The sequence below is a fragment of the Desulfuromonas sp. DDH964 genome, from assembly GCF_001611275.1.
GTDB lineage: Bacteria > Desulfobacterota > Desulfuromonadia > Desulfuromonadales > DDH964 > DDH964.
This window is the reverse complement of record NZ_CP015080.1, coordinates 815,025-833,787: the sequence shown is the minus strand read 5'-3', so window position 1 is coordinate 833,787 and position 18,763 is coordinate 815,025. Positions and strand designations below refer to the sequence as shown.

Below are 18,763 nucleotides of genomic sequence, written 5' to 3'. Positions count from 1 at the left end.
CGAGAAACCTCATTGCTCATTGCTCTTTACTCGCCCCTTTCCCTGAGGTTATCCGTGTCCCGTTACCGCCTGCTCGCCATCGTCACCGCCGTCGTCCTCGTCCTCGACCAGGCGACCAAGCTCTATGTCGACAGCCATTTCCGCCTCCACGAGTCGGTGACGGTGCTGGAGAACTTCTTCCACTTCACCTATGTCCGCAACAAGGGGGCCGCCTTCGGCATCTTCGCCGACAGCGCCATCCGCATCCCCTTTTTCATCACCGTCTCCCTGGTCGCCGCCGTCGGCATCCTCTGGTACCTGCGCCGCCTCAAGGACAACCAGAAGCTGGTCTGCTTCTCCCTGGCGCTGATCTTCTCCGGCGCCCTCGGCAACCTTATCGACCGGGTCCGCTTCGGCGAGGTGATCGACTTCATCGACGTCCACTGGTACCAGTATCACTGGCCCGCCTTCAACGTCGCCGACTCGGCGATCAGCGTCGGCGTCACCCTGCTGCTGGTCGACCTCTGGCGCGAGGAACGGGCCCGCAAGGCGAAGTGCTGATCCGCCCCTTTCGGAGTCAGGCCATGGCCCGTCTCACCCCTCTGTTGCTGCTGATAATCCTCGCCCTCGCCGGCTGCGAAACCCTGGTCGGCGCCCGCAAGGATCTCCACGCCGTCGGCCATGTGCTGAAAGAGACCGTCCACGAGGTGAACGCCAGCCTCAAGCAGTAATCCCATACCCCGCTCTGCCCCCCTGGCAGGGGTGAAATCCATCACGCCGGTAGCGGCCGCTGCGGTCCGGCCTGGATCGACCGTCGCCGCGCCATTCGGCACAGGAGACCGCCATGAGCCTGCCCCAACCGCCCTGGCAAAAACCCGAGACTCCCTACCGCAGCAATTGGCGCCAGGCGCTGCACGAGGTCATTTTCGAAGCCGACACCCCGGCCGGCAAGGCCTTCGACGTCTTGCTGATCGGCTCCATCCTCGCCAGCGTCGCCGCGGTGATGCTCGACAGCGTCGCCGCCATCCGCACCAGCTACGGTCCGCTGCTGACCGCCGCCGAATGGTTTTTCACCCTCCTCTTCTCCGTCGAGTACCTGCTGCGCCTCCTCTGCGTCGGCAAACCACTGCGCTATGCCCGCAGCTTCTACGGCATCGTCGACCTGCTCGCCATCCTCCCCACCTACCTCAGCCTGCTGCTGCCGGGGAGCCACTACCTGCTGGTGATCCGCATCCTGCGCATCCTGCGCATTTTCCGGGTCTTCAAGCTGGTCCAGTACCTGGGCGAAGCGCGCATGCTCGGCCAGGCCTTGCGCGCCAGCGGCCGCAAGATCGTCGTCTTCCTCTTCACTGTCCTGACCCTGGTGATCATCTTCGGCTCGCTGATGTACCTGATCGAAGGGGAGGCGAGCGGCTATACCAGCATCCCGCGCAGCATCTACTGGACCATCGTTACCCTGACCACCGTCGGCTACGGCGACATCTCGCCGCAGACCGGCCTCGGCCAGAGCCTCGCCTCCCTGATCATGATCTGCGGTTACGGCATCATCGCCGTCCCCACCGGCATCGTCACCGTGGAGATGAGCCGCTCCTTCGGCCGCGGCGTCTCGACCCAGGCCTGCCCCGAATGCGCTGCGGAAGGACACGATGCCGACGCTGTCCACTGCAAGTTCTGCGGGGCCGCGCTGTAGCCCCATTTTCCTGCAAAAGCTGCTTGCATTTTTCCGACCCGCGTGCTAAAAGTCTCGTCTGTTGTCGCAAGGAAAGTGATGTCGGGGCGTAGCGCAGTCTGGTAGCGCACCTGCTTCGGGAGCAGGGGGTCGGAGGTTCAAATCCTCTCGCCCCGACCAAATTTCCCAAATAGAATCATAGGTTTTCGGTCCCGAACCCGGAAGCCAACCCAAACACAAAGCGAGCCTCCGGTCCTAGTATGGTCCGGGGGCTCTTTGTTTTTGTTCGACCTCGTTCTTTTTTTGCCCAAGGTCCCTGCTGCAGTCGGTGCGGGACATTGGGACCTTGGGACCTTGCCAGCGTAAAGTTCCCCCCGCCTGCTGCAACCGCAAATTGCCCCAACCTCCGAAAACCTCTGGACGAATCGGCCGCCCGTGGCTATTCTAGGGTGTCTTTTTTCCATGCCTGTCGGGGGGAACATGTCCGAGGAACGCACCAACTACGTCCGGGCGCACGCCAGCATCGACGCCTTCATCACAGCCTGGAAAGCGTCCGGCGGTGCCGAGCGCGCCAACTACCAGCTCTTCCTCACCGAACTCTGTCACCAGCTCGACGCCCCCCTACCGGAACCGACCCGGCCCGACGACAGCGAAAACGCCTACGTCTTCGAACGCACCGTCACCCTCCAGCACGGCGACGGCAACACCTCCCCCAACTACATCGATCTCTACAAGCGCGGCTGCTTCGTCCTCGAAGCCAAACAGGGGAGCGACAAGCAGGAACCTGCGCAGTTCAAGGAGACGGAGAAGAAGTACAAGACCGGCACCGCCAGGCGCGGCACCCAAGGGTGGGACCGGGCGATGCAGGCGGCCAAGAACCAGGCCGAACGCTATGCCAAGGCCCTGCCGACAGGCGAGGGGTGGCCGCCGTTCCTGCTGGTGGTTGACGTTGGCCACAGCATCGAACTCTACAGCGAGTTTTCCTGCACCGGCAAAGCCTACCTCCCCTTCCCCGACCCCCGTTCCCACCGCATCCATATCGGCGATCTGGCCCGCCCCGAGGTGCGGGAGTTGCTGCGGCGCGTCTGGGTCGACCCACACAGCCTCGACCCGGCGAAACGCTCCGCCAAGGTTACCCGCGAGGTGGCCGACAAGCTGGCCCGGCTGGCGAAGTCGCTGGAGGCGGCCGGGCACTCTTCGGAAAAGGTCGGCAACTTCCTCAAGCGCAGCCTGTTCACCATGTTCGCCGAGGACATCGGCCTGATCCCCAACAACAGTTACACCGAGCTGCTGACGAGCCTGCGCGGCAGTACCGACAAGTACGTGCCGATGGTCGAAAGCCTCTGGCAGACCATGAAGGAGGGCGGCTTCTCCCCGGTGCTGCGCGAGAAGCTGCTGCGCTTTAACGGCGGCCTGTTCGAGGGGTCCGAGGCACTCCCCCTCAACGAGGACCAGCTGGAGATGCTGATCCAGGCCGGCAAGGCCGACTGGAAGGACGTCGAGCCGGCGATTTTCGGCACCCTGCTGGAGCGAGCCCTCAACCCGACCGAACGTCACCACCTCGGAGCCCACTACACCCCCCGCGAGTACGTCGAGCGGCTGGTGCTGCCGACCGTGGTCGAGCCGCTGCGCGTCGACTGGGAGGCGGTTCTCGCCGCCGCCGTCGCCCTCGACACCCAAGGCAAACGCGACGAGGCCGTGGCCCAGCTTCAGGCCTTTCACCATCACCTCTGCGGCGTCCGTGTCCTCGATCCGGCCTGCGGCAGCGGCAATTTCCTCTATGTCACCTTCGAGCACCTCAAGCGTCTGGAGGGGGAAGTGCTCGACGCGCTGGAGGGGTTCGGCGAGACGCAGGAACTGATGGGCCTGGCGGGGACCACCGTCGACCCGCACCAGCTCCTCGGCATCGAGGTCAACCCAAGGGCAGCGGCCATCACCGACATGGTACTCTGGATCGGCTACCTCCAGTGGCACTACCGCACCCGGGGGGACGTCCAACCTCCCGAGCCGGTCATCAAGAAGTTCCGCAACATCGAGTGCCGCGACGCGGTGCTCAGCTGGGAGCGCACCGAACCGGTGCTCGACGAGGAGGGCAACCCCGTCACCCGCTGGGACGGCGTCACCACCAAGACTCACCCCGTCACCGGCGAACAGGTCCCCGACGACACCGCCCGCGTGCCCCTGCTGCGCTACGTCAACCCCAAGGAGGCGAGCTGGCCGGAGGCCGACTTCGTGGTGGGGAATCCGCCGTTTATTGGCGCAAAAAGTATGCGTATGGCATTGGGTGACGGCTACACGTCAGCTTTGCGCACTGTTTGGAGGGATGTCCCGGACTCAGCCGACTTTGTTATGTATTGGTGGCATAAGGCAGCCGGGCAAACCCGACAAAGGAAGATTCGGCGATTTGGTTTCATAGCGACCAATAGCATTACCCAGACTTTCAATCGCAAGGTTGTGCAACACCATCTCGACAGCACTCCTGCCCTTCGTTTGTCCTTTGCCATTCCCGACCACCCATGGGTGGACTCTACTGACGGGGCTGCCGTTCGAATCTCTATGAGTGTCGGACAGTCGGCCCTCGATGGAGAGGAGGGGGTACTAGCAAAAGTCATCGCCGAGCGGGAGGGTAGTGGTGAAGGTATCTGGGTCGACCTGCTCACTCGGCGTGGAAAATTGAACGCGGATCTTTCGTCTGGGATCGATGTAACTAGCTGCAACCCGCTGCGGGCGAACGTGGACATTGGAAACCGTGGAGTTCAACTGATCGGCACAGGTTTCGTGATTTCACCGGATGAGGCACAGCAGCTTGGACTTGGTCGAATTGCTGGACTTCATACCAACATTCGCCCCTACTTCAATGGCCGTGATCTGACTGCTGCTCCTCGTGGAGCTATGGTAATAGACCTTTTTGGGCTCGGTGCTGGGGAGGTGAGAACCAAGTATCCTGAGGTTTTCCAGTGGGTCGTTGAGCGAGTGAAGCCGGAACGTGACCACAATGCTCGTGATGCCTACCGGGAAAACTGGTGGCAACTTGGCGAGAACCAGCCACGATTGAGGGAGAGCTTGGTTGGTCTTACACGCTTCATTGCTACCGTGCTTACTGCAAAGCATCGTGTCTTCATGTTTCTCGATAGTGCGATCCTTCCCGACCAGACCCTAGTTTGCATCGCCAGCGAGGACGCCTTCCTCCTCGGTGTATTGTCGAGCCGCATTCACGTCGTCTGGGCGCTGGCGGCCGGCGGACGTCTCGGAGTCGGCAACGACCCCCGCTACAACAAGACCCGCTGCTTCGAACCCTTCCCCTTCCCCGCCTGCAGCGACACCCAGCAGCAACGCATCCGCGACCTGGCCGAACAGCTCGACGCCCACCGTAAGCGCCAGCAGGAGCAGCACCCCGACCTGACCCTGACCGGCATGTACAACGTGCTGGAGAAGCTGCGGAGCGGAGCGGAATTGACCGCAAAGGAGAAAGTCATCCACGAGCAGGGGCTGGTGTCGGTGCTGCGGCAGCTGCACGACGAACTCGACGCGGCCGTGGCCGATGCCTACGGCTGGCCGGCCGACCTCACCGACGAGGCGATCCTGGAACGGCTGGTGGCGCTCAACAAGGAGCGAACCGGGGAGGAGGAGCAGGGACTGGTGCGCTGGCTGCGCCCCGAGTACCAGAACCCCTCCGGGAGGATGGGAGAGTCGCAGGGGAAACTGCCCGGCAGCGAGGAGACCGCCGCACCCGTCGCCGCCAAGGAGAAGCCGGTCTGGCCCAAGACCCTCCCCGAGCAGGTCGCCGCCGTCCGTGCCGCCCTCACCCAGCGCAGCGTACCGACAACGGCCCTGCAACTCAAGGAGGCCTTCAAGCACGCCCGCGAGCCCAAGGTCCAGGAAATCCTTACCGCCCTCGCCTCCATCGGCCAGGCCCGCGAGGTGGAACCGGGCGTATACGCGGCCTGAGCTTCGGCAGGGTGCGCCGGCCATGGAAGCGACACAAAAAACACAAAAGTTGTTTTTATGACAACTTTTGTGTTGCTCGACCAAAATAGGTGTATTATATAGATGCTCCTCGAACCTCTCAGACCGCCCGAGACCAAAAAACTGATACGCAAGATCCTCAGCGAAGGCATCGTGACCTACGCGCAACCGCATGCCGAAGAGCGGATGCGCGAGCGTGATATCAGCACTGTCGACTGCGTCAACGTCCTGCGGGGCGGCAAGGTGGCCGAAGGGGAGCAAGAAAACGGGACGTGGCGCTACCGGGTCTATACCGGCAGGATGTGCGTCGTCGTCAGGTTCGAGTCAGAAACAATCCTGCAAGTCCTGACTGCATGGAGAGTCAAATGAAATGCGAACGCTGCGAACACGGTGAATTTGTCGAGTCGCAGGAGAATTACCATTACCGTGAATGTGGGCTGGATAACGTGACCCTGGTGGGAATCACGGTTCGCAAATGCCCCGATTGCGGCAACATCATGCCACTCATCCCCAGCATCGAGGGACTGCATGATGCCCTGGCCCGGGCGATCATCAGCAAGGACGGTCCATTGGCGGCAGCGGAGATTGTCTTCCTGCGCAAGTCCCTCGGCTGGTCGGGCACGGATTTCGCGCGCAACATGCACTGCGACAAGGCCCAGATCTCCAAATGGGAGCACGGCACGGTGACGATGTCCAAGTCCAACGACCTGCTGTTGCGCGAAAAGGTGGCCTCCGGCAAGAAGATCTCCGACTACCATAGTGCGGACCTGACCCTGGAGAAAAGGGTCAAGCCGCACCCCTTCAGATTACAACTCCAGAAAAAACGGTGGAAGGAAGCGGCCTAGATTTTTCCTTGACCGTGACGCAGCAAAGGGCTACTGTTGGCTAGCTAAACTTAGCTAGGTCCAAAACGGAGATGTTTATGCAAGTCAATATGCACGAAGCAAAAAGCAAATTGTCAGCCTTGGCAGAAAAAGCCTGGGAAGGGGAGCCTGTTGTCATCGCAAAAGCTGGAAAACCCTACCTTGACCTCCTTCCGCACAAGGAAGGGCGCCGTCAGCGTGCGCCAGGCCGCTTCAAAGGCCAGATTCGCATTGCAGATGACTTTGACCAGACGCCGGAAGACGTTATTGAGGCGTTCGAAGGGAAAAGCTGATGCAACGCTTCCTGCTCGACACGCACGTTTTGCTCTGGTGGCTTGATGACGCACCAAGGCTAGGCCCACGTTGCAAGGAACTCATCGCCGATCAGCGCAATGAGGTTTTTGTCAGTGCCGCAACCACCTGGGAAATTTCAATTAAAAAAGCTCTTGGTAAATTGGAGGCCCCGGAGGATATAGACTCCATTGTAGAAGATGAAGGATTCAGTAAGCTCCCCATCAGTCTCTACCATGGCCAATTGGCCGGTAGCCTTCCGGTGTTCCATCGTGATCCATTTGATCGAATGTTGATTGCGCAGGCCCAGTCAGAGGGTCTAACCCTGGTGACATCTGACGAGAATATGGGCCTGTATAAGCTCCGTCTTCGGAATCCCGAGGAGTAAAAAGTTACTCTTCAAGGCCTTGCTGAGCCTGCTTGACGGCAAATCACCCCCAGGAGGTTCAAATCCTCGCGCCCCGACCAAATTTTCCTTCAGAACCAAGCATTTAAGGCCACCCATGCCTGGGTGGCCTTATTGCGTTTCATCTCTTTGGTCCGTGTCCGGTCCTGGTGGACGCCGGGCTGGAGTCTACACGGTCATTCCGCGACCGGAATCAGGACTTCATTGCGGCGCATGAACCACGGCACAAAAGGGGCATTGTAGCGGGCCCAGATCGGCTCGCCGACCGCCTCCAGGCCCTGCTGCTGAATCCAGGCCTCCAGTTTCGTCAGGTTCTCCGTGTAATTATCCTCGCTCCAGAAGCCCGAATATCGCACAGCGGCAATGCGCCGGGCCGGGACCTCGCGCAAGGTCACCGTCGGGTCGTCCGGGATCGGCAGCGTTGCCATGCCATAGGAGGCGGGCATCATAAAACTGACCAGCCAGCGGTCACCCGCCTTCTGCTGCCCGACCGGAGCGGTCATCGCTATCTTCTCACCCTTGGATTGCGACACCGGCGCGGTCATCGCTATCTTTTCCTGCGCCTTGTTCGCTCCCGAGATGTAGCGGAAAAGATTCTGGAAAGCATTGCTGCCGGCACTTTCAAGATCACCCGCGACGGGAGTCTCGGCGACGATGTGGGGGGCATAGTCGCGGAGCTCGAAGGGGCTGTCGGCTTTAACGACGGTGTAGGGTGCTTCTTCGATGGCCATAACGGAATCGACTCCTGAAAGAAGGATGACGAGCGCAAAAAGGATCTGTCGGGTTGGTATTTTCACGGGCTATCTCCCATCAAGGTTTTAAACATCAGCTTACCCGTTGAGGATATCAACTTTTGGCAAGTCAAACGGAGCCCCCTTTTTGTCGGCGGGAAGGATCGCCTCTTCAATGCGGATGGGGGGGAAGTTCATGAACGCCCTCTTTCGCAAGGGCCTCGGCAAAACCCTCCGTCAGTTTCTTCAACTTCAGCATCGTCTCGTCAAAGGAATCCTTGATTCGGACGCCCCTTACCATGTCGGTAACCAGGCGACAACGCTGCCGTTCGTCTATTTCTTGAAGCAGAATCATCTTTACCGCTTCCCCCGTCTCCTTGTTGGCCATGGCGGCCATATCTCGACCCAACAATCGAACCCCGGCCTGGGTTAAGTCGAATTCTTCTTGCTTCAGCAGTTCCGTTTCCTCATCGAACAGCCGGTCGACATTGCCAACTTCGGCGTAGTTCACCATAAGGAACAACAGGTCTTCCGCGTCCTTGGAGCGATGCGGATAATCGTCATCCCAGGAAATCAATTTCATTAGCGCCATCCCCGGGATGGTCGGCACCTTGACGTCGAGTGGCGGGTCGGCACTGAGCCGGACAATCACTCCAGACTCGTAGGCTTCCTGAAAAGCCATAATGTTCATCATCACCTGATGTTCTGGCGGCCAAGAGATATTCCGCGTATCGGCACTGACTCCACCATAGGGGACGATGTCGACGAAGTAATTTTCGCAGGAGAGGCGATGCGGCTCCCTTGTCGGTGCAAACTTACCCGATTCGATCAAAGCGTCCTTGAGCTGTTGGAACTCCTCCCAGCCGGCAACCTCAACGCCGATATCAAGATCAAGTGTCCCTCTTCCGACGGGGATGTTATGTCCATGATAGATCAACCAATCACGGGCAGTGGCGCCGACGACAACGAAGGGGATTCCCCTCGCGGTTGTCTCCTGCTGAATACACCCAAGGATGTTGACCAGAAGCGGGTTAATTCTCCCGGACAAGTTGTAAGAGATGTCGGTCATAAATCATCTTTGCGGTTTCGATGTTGCGCTGATTACCCGTCGCCAGCAAATCGGCATAGACCAGGAGCGGGTGAACCATGTCCCCGTTGGGGGGGATCGTCTCCGGCTGCCAGAAGCGGGCAACCAACTCCACATCCCCTTGCGGATTCTTTTTCAGCCGATTCGGAATGAGAAGGGCAGCGGGATCATCCCGGTCCACGTAAACGGTGACCGTCAGCGGTTTCAGGTAATTGGTAAGCTTTGCCGCCGCCACCTCTCCGCCCCACAATGCCTTATCCGGTTTCAAGGTCGCCTGCTGCCACCACCCTTCCACGCCGTCATAGCGTCCGAGTACCAGTTTCGGGCGCAACTGCTCGGCATAGGCGGTGACCCAACGATTAAGGAGGTGCTCTTTTTCAATCAAGCGCAAATTCCGGGCGCGACCGGTCGTCCCCATTGTGGCTAAGAAACCCAGTTCTTCAAGATCCCTCACCACCCTGTTGACCATTCCCAGAGCAACATCTGTCTTGTCGGCAATAGTGCGATAAGTCTCGTTCTCGAGACCTGGCTGACAGAGAAATGCGTAAAGAACTCGCAGCCCGGTCTGTTTGAAGACACGGGGTGTTGCGGAGGTTTCAAGGATGTTTCGGGCCTTGTTCCCTTTGACAAAGAGGTAAACCGGTGGCTGGTCAATGTAGCCATTGCCGGCGGCATCGATAAACTGGATGCCATCCTGGCGAAATTGGTCGGCCCTGTTAGCTGTGACCTGGGGCAGTGCCACCACATAGCGTTCGGGATTTTGCAACCACTTTCGAAAAATTAGAGCTGCAGGGATATTCTGTGCGCCGCCTTCATCGACAACCACTTGAAGGTCGGCATCTACCCCCGGGATTTTCAGAAATGTTTCCTGCTCAGCCCCCTTCTCGACCAGCTCAATTGCCACGCCTGTCTGTTGGGCAAAAGCCCCCCGAGCCGCTTCCAGAATCCTTTTTTTGCCCTTTGTCAGCTGCATATGTTCACCTTTTTAGTTTGTTCACTTTTATTGAACATATATATTTTGTGAACTTTATGCAACTGGTAAATCACTCCGGCAAAAGGACGAAATCCCCGGGCAGGTCCATCAGCAGCACCGGATGACGAAAAGTAGAAAAGGGTCAAGTCTCCGTTTGGCTCTTGTTCGCAGCAACAAGCAGCATCTTGATCTTGTTGATTCGCCTCTGACGGAGGGTGTAAAAAAGATTGTGTAAATGGCCATTCAGGGGTACACCGGGACCCCACCCTCTAAGGAGCCCCCATGGCCATCGAAAAAGATCTGCTGGACCGTCTGCTTGCCGACTACAAGAAGCCCGAAGACCTGATCGGCGAAACCGGCTTGCTTAAACAGCTCACCAAGGCCCTTCTGGAACGAGCTTTGGAAGCGGAATTGACCCAACACCTGGGGCACGAGAAGCATGCTCCCGTGGCCACGAAAGGCGGCAATGCCCGCAATGGCAAGTCGGCCAAAACCATCAAGGGCGAATTCGGCAAACTGCCGATCGAGGTTCCGCGTGACCGGGACAGCAGCTTCGAGCCGCTCATCATTCCCAAGGGCCAGACCCGCTTCGCCGGCTTCGACGGCAAGATCATCTCCCTCTACGCCCGGGGGATGACGACCCGGGAGATCCAGGGGCATCTGGAAGAGATTTATGGCGTCGAGGTCTCTCCCGCCCTCATTTCCAGCGTGACCGATGCCGTCGCGGACGAGGTCAAGATCTGGCAGAACCGACCGCTCGACGCCCTCTATCCCATCGTCTATATGGACGCGGTCCGGGTCAAGGTGCGAGACAACGGCCACGTCAGCAATAAAGCGGTCTACCTGGCCCTGGGCGTCACCCTGGACGGCATCAAGGAGGTCCTGGGCATGTGGGTGGCCGAGAACGAGGGCGCCAAGTTCTGGCTACAGGTGGTGACCGAGTTGAAAAACCGGGGTGTCGAAGACATCTTCATCGCCTGCGTGGACGGGCTCAAAGGTTTCCCCGAGGCCATCGAAGCAGTCTTTCCTCGCACCCAGGTCCAGCTCTGCCTCGTTCACATGGTGCGCCATTCTCTCCGCTACGTCTCCTGGAAACAGCGCAAGGAAGTGGCGGCCGATCTGAAGTCCATTTACCAGGCCGCGACGGCCGAGCAGGCCGAAATGAACCTGACGGAGTTCGAAGCGAAGTGGGATAAAACCCACCCCTCCATCGGCCAGTCCTGGCGGCGCAACTGGGAGAGAATCACCCCTTTTTTCGCCTACCCGGCGGAGATTCGCAAGGTGATCTACACCACCAATGCGATCGAATCGCTGAACATGTCGCTGCGCAAGGTCACCAAGAACCGGGGCTCATTCCCCAACGACGCAGCCATGTTCAAACTGCTCTACCTGGCGCTGAACAATATCGCCAAGAAATGGACCCTGCCGATTCGGGACTGGAAGGCCGCCCTCAACCAGTTCTCTATCTTGTTCGAAGGCAGGTTGCCGGTTTACTGACGACAAAAACCCAAGCCATTTACACAAACTGATTTACACCGCCCCCTGACGCCCTCGATCGGTTGTCAGTCGATGCCTTATTCGCTCTGTCGCACTGCTTGCGTAACTGTAGCCGCACATGCCGAAGAGAGTACCGATCGACAGCAAGCCGTCCGCATAAATTGCGGATGCACCAAATTGCGAGTATCATTGTTTTATCTTCAGGTTACACAAATCGAAGAAGGAGGTAACCGAAAAATGAAATGCCCGTTATGCAAAAGCAGGGAACACGTCGAGATCGACCTTCATGCTGAAGGCTTTGCCCAGGACGCACGGGAATGCGGCACTTGCGGAGGCGTCTGGACCTTCTCCGATGGCAAGCTGAAGATCATCAAGGGGCAAGTTGCAAAAAGACAGCTGGTTCAAACCGAGTTCGTCTGCCCCACCTGCCGATTCATGGTTAGTCAGGAGACCGAGCTGCATGCTTTCCAGTTCCATGAAGAGTTGTATGAGTGCCTGATTTGCGGGACGGTTTGTTCGGTTGCTCATGACAAGGTTGAGGTCGTGAAAGATTCGGCGAAAGACTCGTTCCTGGATTCCACCGGCGACAAGGTGGAAGCGGATGACTACAACACCATGTAAGTGAACCGCACCCCTTTTTGGGGGCTTAACTTTTTCAGCAAAAGGGGTGCGTCGGGTTCAAATCCTCCCGTCCTGACTATCCGCACAACGGCCGCCGCAACCAAAGCCGGCATTGGGAAGATTCGGTATAGGCGGTCACCGAAAAAGCAGAGCACATTGCGGGTCGTGTGGCAGGAACGACCTGGGCGGCCGCGAGAGATCAAGGCCCAGACTGCCATCCGGGAGCATTAACCTTGGGCAGGGACAGCCCAGAGGGTCCCGGACACTTGACCCGGCAGAGTTTGACCTCTTTGTTCTGGTCTTGAGGTTGAGATCCGCAAACATATGCATTCAACTTGATCGACAACCCTGGATCGCGTCACAGGAGGACAAGATGGGAAATCCATTGCAGGACAGCGGACAATATATGGACACATTGATCAATCTATTCGTGGTGTGGGGGCCCAAACTGGTCGGGGCAATACTGGCTCTGATTGTTGGCCTTTATCTGGCGACCTGGGTTGCCGGCACGGTTGGCAAACAGATGGAGAAAAAAAAGATCGATCCGTCGTTGCAACCCTTTTTGAAAAGTTTGATCAGTACCTTGCTCAAAGTTCTGGTCGTTGTCAGTGTTCTCGGCATGGTCGGCGTCCAGATGACCTCCTTCATTGCCATTCTGGGTGCGGCAGGATTGGCGATCGGGCTGGCTCTCTCCGGAACCCTTCAGAACTTTGCCGGCGGGGTCGTGCTCCTGATCTTCAAGCCCTTCAAAGTTGGTGACTACATCGAGGCCCAGGGTTTTGCCGGCACCGTTCGGGAGATCCAGATATTCAACACCATCCTTAAGACACCCGACAACAAGACCATTATTATTCCCAACGGCGGGCTTTCAACCTCGTCCATGGTCAACTATTCCACAGAAGCCACCCGCCGGGTTGACTGGACCTTCGGCATTGCCTACGGTGATGACATCGACAAAGCTAAGAAGGTTCTGACTTCTCTCCTTGAAGGCAATGACAAAGTTCTTCAGGATCCGGCCCCGTTCGTCGAATTGGGTGAACTGGCCGACAGTTCCGTGAACTTTACGGTCCGGGCCTGGGTCAATACGGCGGATTACTGGGCGGTATATTTCTTCATGCTGGAGAATGTCTACCGGAAGTTCGGCGAAGCGGGACTGAATATCCCCTTCCCGCAAATGGATGTGCATTTGCACAAATAGCCTGGATGAACAGATTAAAGAACAATCAAGGGGCCGGTTTCTGCCGGCCCTTTGATTGTTGCTCTGGGAAATTTGAGTGATCAGGCGCTCAGATCATCCACCCTGGCTTCGGGAGCATTTTTCTTGACCGATGTGGTCCCATTCCCCAGGGCCGAATAGGAGGATTCATCTTCGCGGAACTTGATCTTCCCCTCCTTGTACCAGGGTGCGCATCTGGCCGAAGAATTCGCCGTAGCGATGCCCGTAGTCGTCGAAGATAATGAAGCCCTGCGTCCTGATCCGCCTGGTGAGCAGGATCCGGGTCAAGAGGGGAGGTCCGGCCCCGGGGGAAGTTCGGTATCGTTGTAATGGACAATCAGCCCACAGACCGGAATCCGGGCTCTCGGGTTCAACAGGGGGAGGACGGTGTCAAAGACGGCGCTGCCGACCATCACCGCGCCGAAGGCGACAGGTGGGGCATAGGATGCGGCCCCGCATGTAAGGATCGAGGGAGAGGTAGACGGCATGGGGGTTCTCCTGCAGGTTGCAGTGGGTCAGGCGATCGCGCATGATCATCGCCAGGGTGCCGTCCGCCTGCAGGTGGGGGCGGGCGTAGATCGCCGCATCGACCTCTCCCTGCCGATCCGCGGTCGAAAGAGTTCCGGTACCCTGCCGGGTGGTAAAATATTCTTCCAGGTCCATTGGTCTGATCCTTCCCGTCGGTTGAAATTTTCCGGCACCGCGCTGCCGGGCGGCTCACATCGCCGGGCAGCATCCCCCACACTTTACAACATCACCGCCCATCGTTTCCTCTCCAGCGCAGGATTTTGCCTGTTTGACAACCCCGGAAGATGAGGTTTACTTCATGCAACAAAAGCAAGCTTGCCTCCGATAATGGCAAACCCGGAGAAATCCGGGGACGCAAAGCCATGGGTCCTCGGTTCCGCTGAACGCGGCACACGGATCGCCAGGTCGCCGAAGAGGATGATGAACGATGTCCACTTTCCCGCCAGCGGCGCTCACTTATTTCACACAAGGAGTGCCGTTTTCGTTGGCGGAATTCCTCTGGCGGAACCTTTACCTGCAACCATCCCCCAAACCAAGGAGAGAACGCCATGAGAGTTGCCTGCTGCCTCCGCCTGCTGCCGTTGCTGGTTCTGCCCTTTTTCCTCGGTTGTGGAAACGACTCGGACGCTACCCTCGTCCGTGGGGTGGTGGCCGACGGTTACCTGGAGAACGCCCAGGTTTGCGTCGACCGCAACCAAAACCGCCGCTGCGACCCTGACGAACCGGCGGCGATGAGCGACGCCCAGGGAGCCTTCCAGCTCATTGCCCCGGCCCACTGGCTGGACGAGTCGCCGCTGATCGCCGAAATCGCCGCCGGGACGAGCATCAACCACGAGCCGGAGGGTGACGTAGTTGCTGACCGTGACTATCTTCTCTCGACCCCGCCGGGGGCCTGGCGCCGCGCTCCCGCCGACGGCCGGATCTTTATCAGCCCGCTCACTGCCATGGTCCACGAGCGGATGGTCAGCTATCCGATGACCCTGACGGAGGCGGTCGCCTACGTCAGGGCGCAGATTGCCACCGACGCCGACCTCTTCGTCGACTACCTGGCCGGCGAGAAGGGTGGGGAGCAGGCGGAGGAATACGCACGGCTGCACCGCATTGCCCGGGTCGCCGCCCTTTCGCTGCAGGACCAGATGGAGATCTTCGCCACAACCGCCGCAGCCAACGGCTTTCCCTGCGACAAGGCCAATCTCTACGCCGCCACTACCCGCCAGGTGCAGCAAAAGCTCGTCTATTACACTCAGATGACGGAAACCGCGAGAAACAACCCCGATCCGCGGGCCATCCTCGATGCCAATTCCACCACTCCCGGGGTTGACGAGATCAAAGCCAAGCTGGCGATGATGGCGATCCCGGCGCCAGCCGCCGATCCCCAGCCGATCTACGCCGCCGGACTCTACTGGGCCGACCTCGACATGGATCAGGATGGCAACCTGGTCGCAGAGTACACCCGCGACGGCCTCGGCGCCCCGAAACCGGACGGGGGTTACCAGCTCGACCGCTCAAGCTACCGTTTCGACATGGCAAGCACGACCTGGACGGCGGTACCGGCAGCGGAGCTCCAGAACGAGTACCACCTCCACCTCACCCCCGAGGGGTGGGTGCGCTGCGATCCGACCATCGAGCAGACGCTGGAATTCCCGGGGAATAACCGCGTGCTCTGGACCGACGTGCCGACCGGCCTGCGCTACAGCGAAGCCCTTGGCGTGAAGAAGGCGAGTGGGGAGGCGATCAATACCTTCCTCTACGGCTACGGCCTGACCGCGGCGGAGACAGCCATCTTCCCCGCAGCGGCAGAGTTCTACCAGGCCATCTCCGTTCCGCTCCAGGACATCTACACCATTTACCCGGAACGGGCGATCCCCATTGACGGAGGCTCCCTTTTTCCTCCCGGGATGACCAGCCTCCGGGAGATTGCGGCGCTGGAGGATTTCCCCTTCGCCAACGAGTTCCGCGAAGTCATGGGGGAGGAGGTCCTGATGGTCTATTTCGTGCGCGGAGCGCCCGGCGCGGTCCAGATGAATACTGGGTTGATGGTGCTGATCGACGGCCTGCTCTATCCCGGTGAATCCCGGGCCCAGGGGGTGCCAGAGACCTACCTGGATTTCAACCGTGCCGCCCTCGACGCCATGACCAGCGCGGCGATCGCGACTCTCCCCTGATACCGCCATCCGGTTCCGCCGGGTGATCGCCAGATCCAGGCAGATTTCAGGTCGCCCGCGGAACCGGGACAGGAGAAAAACGATGACCACTCCGTGCGCACACCTGATTCGGGTGGCCCGGGGGGAGGCCCCGGCGGACCTGCTGCTGCGCAACGCCCGTCTGGTGAACGTCTTCACCGGCCGGATCGAAAGCACCGATGTCGCCCTGGCCGGGGGCCGGGTCGCGGGGTTTGGCGACTACCGTGCCGAACGCGTACTCGACCTGCGCGGCCGCTACCTCGCCCCGGGCTTCATCGACGCCCACGTCCATCTCGAGAGCGCCATGGTCAGCCCGGCCCAGTTTGCCCGGGCGGTATTGCCCCACGGCACCACCGCGGTGGTGGCGGACCCCCACGAGATCGCCAATGTGCTGGGACTTTCCGGCCTCGACTACATGTTCGCGGCCAGCGCCGACCAGCCTTTCTCCTTTTACTTCACCCTCTCCTCCTGCGTACCAGCCACCCATATGGAGACTTCCGGTGCCCGCCTCAGCGCCGCCGATCTCGCGCCGCTGATGAAGGACCCACGGGTGGTGGGCCTGGCGGAGGTGATGAATTTCCCCGGCGTGATCGCCGCCGACCCCGAGGTGCTGGCCAAGATTGCCGGGATGCGGGCTCTGGGCAAGGCAGTCGACGGCCACGCGCCGGGGCTGGGGGGGAAGGCACTCTGCGCCTACCTCGCTGCGGGTATCGGCAGCGACCACGAATGCTCCACCCTGGCCGAAGCCCGGGAGAAGCTCGCTGCCGGCATGCACATCATGGTGCGCGAGGGGACCGCGGCGCGCAACCTCGATGCCCTGCTGCCGCTGGTCGATGCCCAGACCGCCCAGCGCATGATGTGGTGCAGCGATGACCGCCATCCCCAGGATTTACTCGCCGAGGGGCACATTGACAGTATCCTGCGGCGGGCGGTGGCGCAGGGGCTCGACCCGGTGACGGCCATCCGCATGGCGACCCTGACCCCGGCCGAGTATTTCCGGTTGCCGGGGCTGGGGGGAGTGGCACCGGGACGGCGCGCCGACCTGGTGGTGCTGGACGATCTGGCGCGGCCGACGGTTCGCCAGGTCTTTGTCGCCGGCCAGCTGGTGGCAGAAGAGGGAGAACTGGTGGCGGGGCTCTCCTTCCCAGCCACTCCCAAGGCGCCGACCAGCATGCGCGTCCCCCTCGACCGTCTCGATTTCCGGTTGCCGGCCGCCGGCGAACGGCTGCGGGTCATCGAGGCGAGTCCCGAGCAGCTCACCACCGGAGCCGGATCGGCCACACCCTGCGTGCGAAACGGACTGGCGGTCGCCGACCCCGCGCGCGACCTGCTCAAGCTGGTGGTGGTAGAACGGCACCGTGGCAGCGGCGCCACCGGCATCACCTTCATCCGTGGCTTCGGCCTGAAACGGGGGGCGCTCGCCTCCACAGTCGCCCACGACTCCCACAACATCGTCGCCGTGGGGACCAGTGATGCCGAACTGCTGCTGGCGGTGAAGAGCCTGGTGGCCGGGGGTGGGGGGATGGTGGCGGTTGCCGCTGGTGAGGTGCTGGCCCGGGTTGATCTTCCCATCGCCGGGCTGATGACCGACCAGCCGGTGGAGGTGGTGCGCGACCGGTTCCAGGCCCTGGTCGCCGCCGCCCGCACCCTCGGCGCCACCCTGCCTGATCCCTTCATGACCTTGGGCTTCATGGCGCTGCCGGTGATCCCCTCCCTCAAACTCACCGACCAGGGACTAGTCGATGTGGAACGCTTCGAAATCGTCTCCCCTTTTTGTTAGGAGGGATGGATCGATGACCCGGAAAGCGGCGACTGGTGGGTCCTGGTGCAGAATTGCCAATTCGGGCGAACGGGGGATTCTTTTATACTACGCTATGGCGTCATCGCGACGGGGGACGCCGCCAGCGACCTGGTGAGCGTCCAGCCGGACCGGACCGACGGTTCTCCTTTCGGCCTCGACCTTGCCTGGGACCTGACGGGCGCCGTGGTCGGCGCTTCCTGGTACGGTGCAGTGCAGCTGGGTCCTGCTGCGGGCCGCCCCGGGGAAATCGGCATCCTGCCGCTGCGGCTACTGGTGACGGAGTAATCGGCCCCCTGGAACCGCGAGCAAAATTGGCATTCCGGGCCTGCCCAGGAAAAGTCGGGTTTGAAGGTTTCGCTGGCATGAAGATAAATTATTTACCATCGCTTCACGTTGCAGCGGCGGCCTCAGTTTCGTCGATGGGCTGGATTCTTCATCGGCACTGCTGCGATCGACATGGTTAATCGCCACTTGATTCCAGAACCCCGGCATCGAAACAAACCAGCTCGACCGAATTGCCGTCGGGGTCGAACAGATAAATGGAGCGCCAGCCGAAGCGGGGGTGGTCGGCCAACTGGATCGGGACACCAAGGGCCATCAGACGCCCCTGCTCGGCTTCAAAGTCCGCCTTTTCCATGGCAAAAGCGAAGTGATGCAAACTGCCGGCACTGGCATCGGCCAGTGCCGGCTGCAGGTCCTTCGGGCCGCTGAAGGTGTGCGACATCTGGAAAATGGCGAGCAATTGCGGGTGCCCCGCAAAATCGTCGGCGACCTTGAGAAAGGTTGCACTACCAACGGTGGCAAAGGGTTCAAGGCCAATGATGTCCCGATAGAAGGTTACCAGCGCCTGCGGATCCGCACTGCGCAGTACCAGCTCTCCCAGACGTTTGCGTGTTTTTGCCATTCCCGAGCTCCTTTTTCGAAGCCAGCCCCATGCAGACCTTACCACCGC

At 60.2% G+C, this 18,763-nt stretch carries 19 protein-coding genes, 1 tRNA gene, 1 pseudogene and 1 riboswitch; of the genes and pseudogenes, 15 read left to right on the top strand and 6 right to left on the bottom strand.

What is annotated here, in order from left to right; all coding sequences use genetic code 11:
- Window positions 1-54 precede the first annotated feature (54 nt).
- The 9 genes from lspA to DBW_RS03710 all read left to right on the top strand — a co-directional run bounded on the left by lspA (window position 55) and on the right by DBW_RS03710 (window position 7,156).
- Window positions 55-540, top strand: a complete 486-nt coding sequence (gene lspA, locus DBW_RS03745) for a signal peptidase II (RefSeq protein WP_066724420.1) — start codon at window positions 55-57, stop codon at window positions 538-540.
- 23 nt (window positions 541-563) lie between these two features.
- Window positions 564-710: an entericidin EcnAB gene (locus DBW_RS18385; RefSeq protein ID WP_157471741.1), complete on the top strand. Its 147-nt coding sequence runs from the start codon at window positions 564-566 to the stop codon at window positions 708-710.
- 113 nt (window positions 711-823) lie between these two features.
- A complete protein-coding gene (locus DBW_RS03740) occupies window positions 824-1,669 on the top strand; it encodes an ion transporter (RefSeq protein ID WP_082820165.1) in 846 nt (281 codons plus the stop codon).
- 82 nt (window positions 1,670-1,751) lie between these two features.
- Window positions 1,752-1,828: transfer RNA gene (locus DBW_RS03735), tRNA-Pro, on the top strand.
- Between the two features lie 300 nt (window positions 1,829-2,128).
- Entirely contained in the window at window positions 2,129-5,596 is a 3,468-nt protein-coding gene (locus tag DBW_RS18925; RefSeq protein ID WP_066724417.1) for a class I SAM-dependent DNA methyltransferase, read from the top strand.
- Window positions 5,597-5,698: 102 nt separating this feature from the next.
- Window positions 5,699-5,983, top strand: a complete 285-nt coding sequence (locus DBW_RS03725; RefSeq protein WP_066724414.1) for a DUF4258 domain-containing protein — start codon at window positions 5,699-5,701, stop codon at window positions 5,981-5,983.
- Entirely contained in the window at window positions 5,980-6,459 is a 480-nt protein-coding gene (locus DBW_RS03720) for a type II TA system antitoxin MqsA family protein (protein ID WP_066724412.1), read from the top strand. The genes DBW_RS03725 and DBW_RS03720 overlap by 4 nt, the downstream gene beginning before the upstream one ends.
- A gap of 77 nt (window positions 6,460-6,536) precedes the next feature.
- Window positions 6,537-6,770 carry a type II toxin-antitoxin system Phd/YefM family antitoxin gene (locus DBW_RS03715; protein WP_197463724.1) on the top strand — a complete coding sequence of 78 codons (234 nt, stop codon included), beginning with the start codon at window positions 6,537-6,539 and terminating at the stop codon, window positions 6,768-6,770.
- Window positions 6,770-7,156 carry a type II toxin-antitoxin system VapC family toxin gene (locus DBW_RS03710; protein WP_066724403.1) on the top strand — a complete coding sequence of 129 codons (387 nt, stop codon included), beginning with the start codon at window positions 6,770-6,772 and terminating at the stop codon, window positions 7,154-7,156. Before DBW_RS03715 ends, DBW_RS03710 begins: the two co-directional genes overlap by 1 nt.
- A 194-nt stretch (window positions 7,157-7,350) precedes the next feature.
- Here DBW_RS03710 and DBW_RS03705 read toward each other — a convergent pair whose 3' ends face one another.
- The 3 genes from DBW_RS03705 to DBW_RS03695 form a co-directional block, all read right to left on the bottom strand.
- A complete protein-coding gene (locus DBW_RS03705; RefSeq protein ID WP_066724401.1) occupies window positions 7,351-7,905 on the bottom strand; it encodes an SOUL family heme-binding protein in 555 nt (184 codons plus the stop codon).
- A 172-nt stretch (window positions 7,906-8,077) separates the two neighbouring features.
- Window positions 8,078-8,974, bottom strand: a complete 897-nt coding sequence (locus DBW_RS03700) for a nucleotidyl transferase AbiEii/AbiGii toxin family protein (protein ID WP_066724399.1) — start codon at window positions 8,972-8,974, stop codon at window positions 8,078-8,080.
- Window positions 8,937-9,965, bottom strand: coding sequence for a type IV toxin-antitoxin system AbiEi family antitoxin (locus tag DBW_RS03695; RefSeq protein WP_066724396.1), 1,029 nt, complete (start codon window positions 9,963-9,965; stop codon window positions 8,937-8,939). Before DBW_RS03695 ends, DBW_RS03700 begins: the two co-directional genes overlap by 38 nt.
- A 282-nt stretch (window positions 9,966-10,247) precedes the next feature.
- On the opposite strand from DBW_RS03695, the gene DBW_RS03690 reads away from it, so the two are divergent.
- The 3 genes from DBW_RS03690 (at window position 10,248) to DBW_RS03680 (ending at window position 13,281) form a co-directional block, all read left to right on the top strand.
- A complete protein-coding gene (locus tag DBW_RS03690) occupies window positions 10,248-11,462 on the top strand; it encodes an IS256 family transposase (protein ID WP_066722594.1) in 1,215 nt (404 codons plus the stop codon).
- 237 nt (window positions 11,463-11,699) lie between these two features.
- Window positions 11,700-12,083 (top strand): hypothetical protein, encoded by a 384-nt coding sequence (locus DBW_RS03685; protein ID WP_066724394.1) that lies wholly within the window; start codon window positions 11,700-11,702, stop codon window positions 12,081-12,083.
- A gap of 373 nt (window positions 12,084-12,456) precedes the next feature.
- Window positions 12,457-13,281, top strand: a complete 825-nt coding sequence (locus DBW_RS03680; RefSeq protein ID WP_066724392.1) for a mechanosensitive ion channel family protein — start codon at window positions 12,457-12,459, stop codon at window positions 13,279-13,281.
- An 80-nt stretch (window positions 13,282-13,361) separates the two neighbouring features.
- Here DBW_RS03680 and DBW_RS19240 read toward each other — a convergent pair.
- Window positions 13,362-13,709, bottom strand: a pseudogene (locus tag DBW_RS19240) (hypothetical protein); the annotation flags it as partial.
- A complete protein-coding gene (locus DBW_RS03675; protein ID WP_157471739.1) occupies window positions 13,690-13,962 on the bottom strand; it encodes a pyridoxamine 5'-phosphate oxidase family protein in 273 nt (90 codons plus the stop codon). The gene DBW_RS03675 and the pseudogene DBW_RS19240, both read right to left, overlap by 20 nt.
- 184 nt (window positions 13,963-14,146) lie before the next feature.
- A riboswitch (cyclic di-GMP riboswitch) is annotated at window positions 14,147-14,240 on the top strand.
- A gap of 135 nt (window positions 14,241-14,375) precedes the next feature.
- On the opposite strand from DBW_RS03675, the gene DBW_RS03670 reads away from it, so the two are divergent.
- The 3 genes from DBW_RS03670 (at window position 14,376) to DBW_RS03660 (ending at window position 18,096) form a co-directional block, all read left to right on the top strand.
- Complete coding sequence (locus DBW_RS03670; RefSeq protein WP_066724389.1) at window positions 14,376-15,992, top strand: hypothetical protein; 1,617 nt, start codon at window positions 14,376-14,378, stop codon at window positions 15,990-15,992.
- Between the two features lie 82 nt (window positions 15,993-16,074).
- Window positions 16,075-17,790 carry an adenine deaminase gene (gene ade / locus DBW_RS03665; RefSeq protein WP_066724386.1) on the top strand — a complete coding sequence of 572 codons (1,716 nt, stop codon included), beginning with the start codon at window positions 16,075-16,077 and terminating at the stop codon, window positions 17,788-17,790.
- Window positions 17,791-17,835: 45 nt separating this feature from the next.
- A complete protein-coding gene (locus tag DBW_RS03660; protein WP_066724384.1) occupies window positions 17,836-18,096 on the top strand; it encodes a hypothetical protein in 261 nt (86 codons plus the stop codon).
- Between the two features lie 175 nt (window positions 18,097-18,271).
- Here DBW_RS03660 and DBW_RS03655 read toward each other — a convergent pair whose 3' ends face one another.
- Complete coding sequence (locus tag DBW_RS03655; RefSeq protein ID WP_066724378.1) at window positions 18,272-18,715, bottom strand: VOC family protein; 444 nt, start codon at window positions 18,713-18,715, stop codon at window positions 18,272-18,274.
- Window positions 18,716-18,763 lie beyond the last annotated feature (48 nt).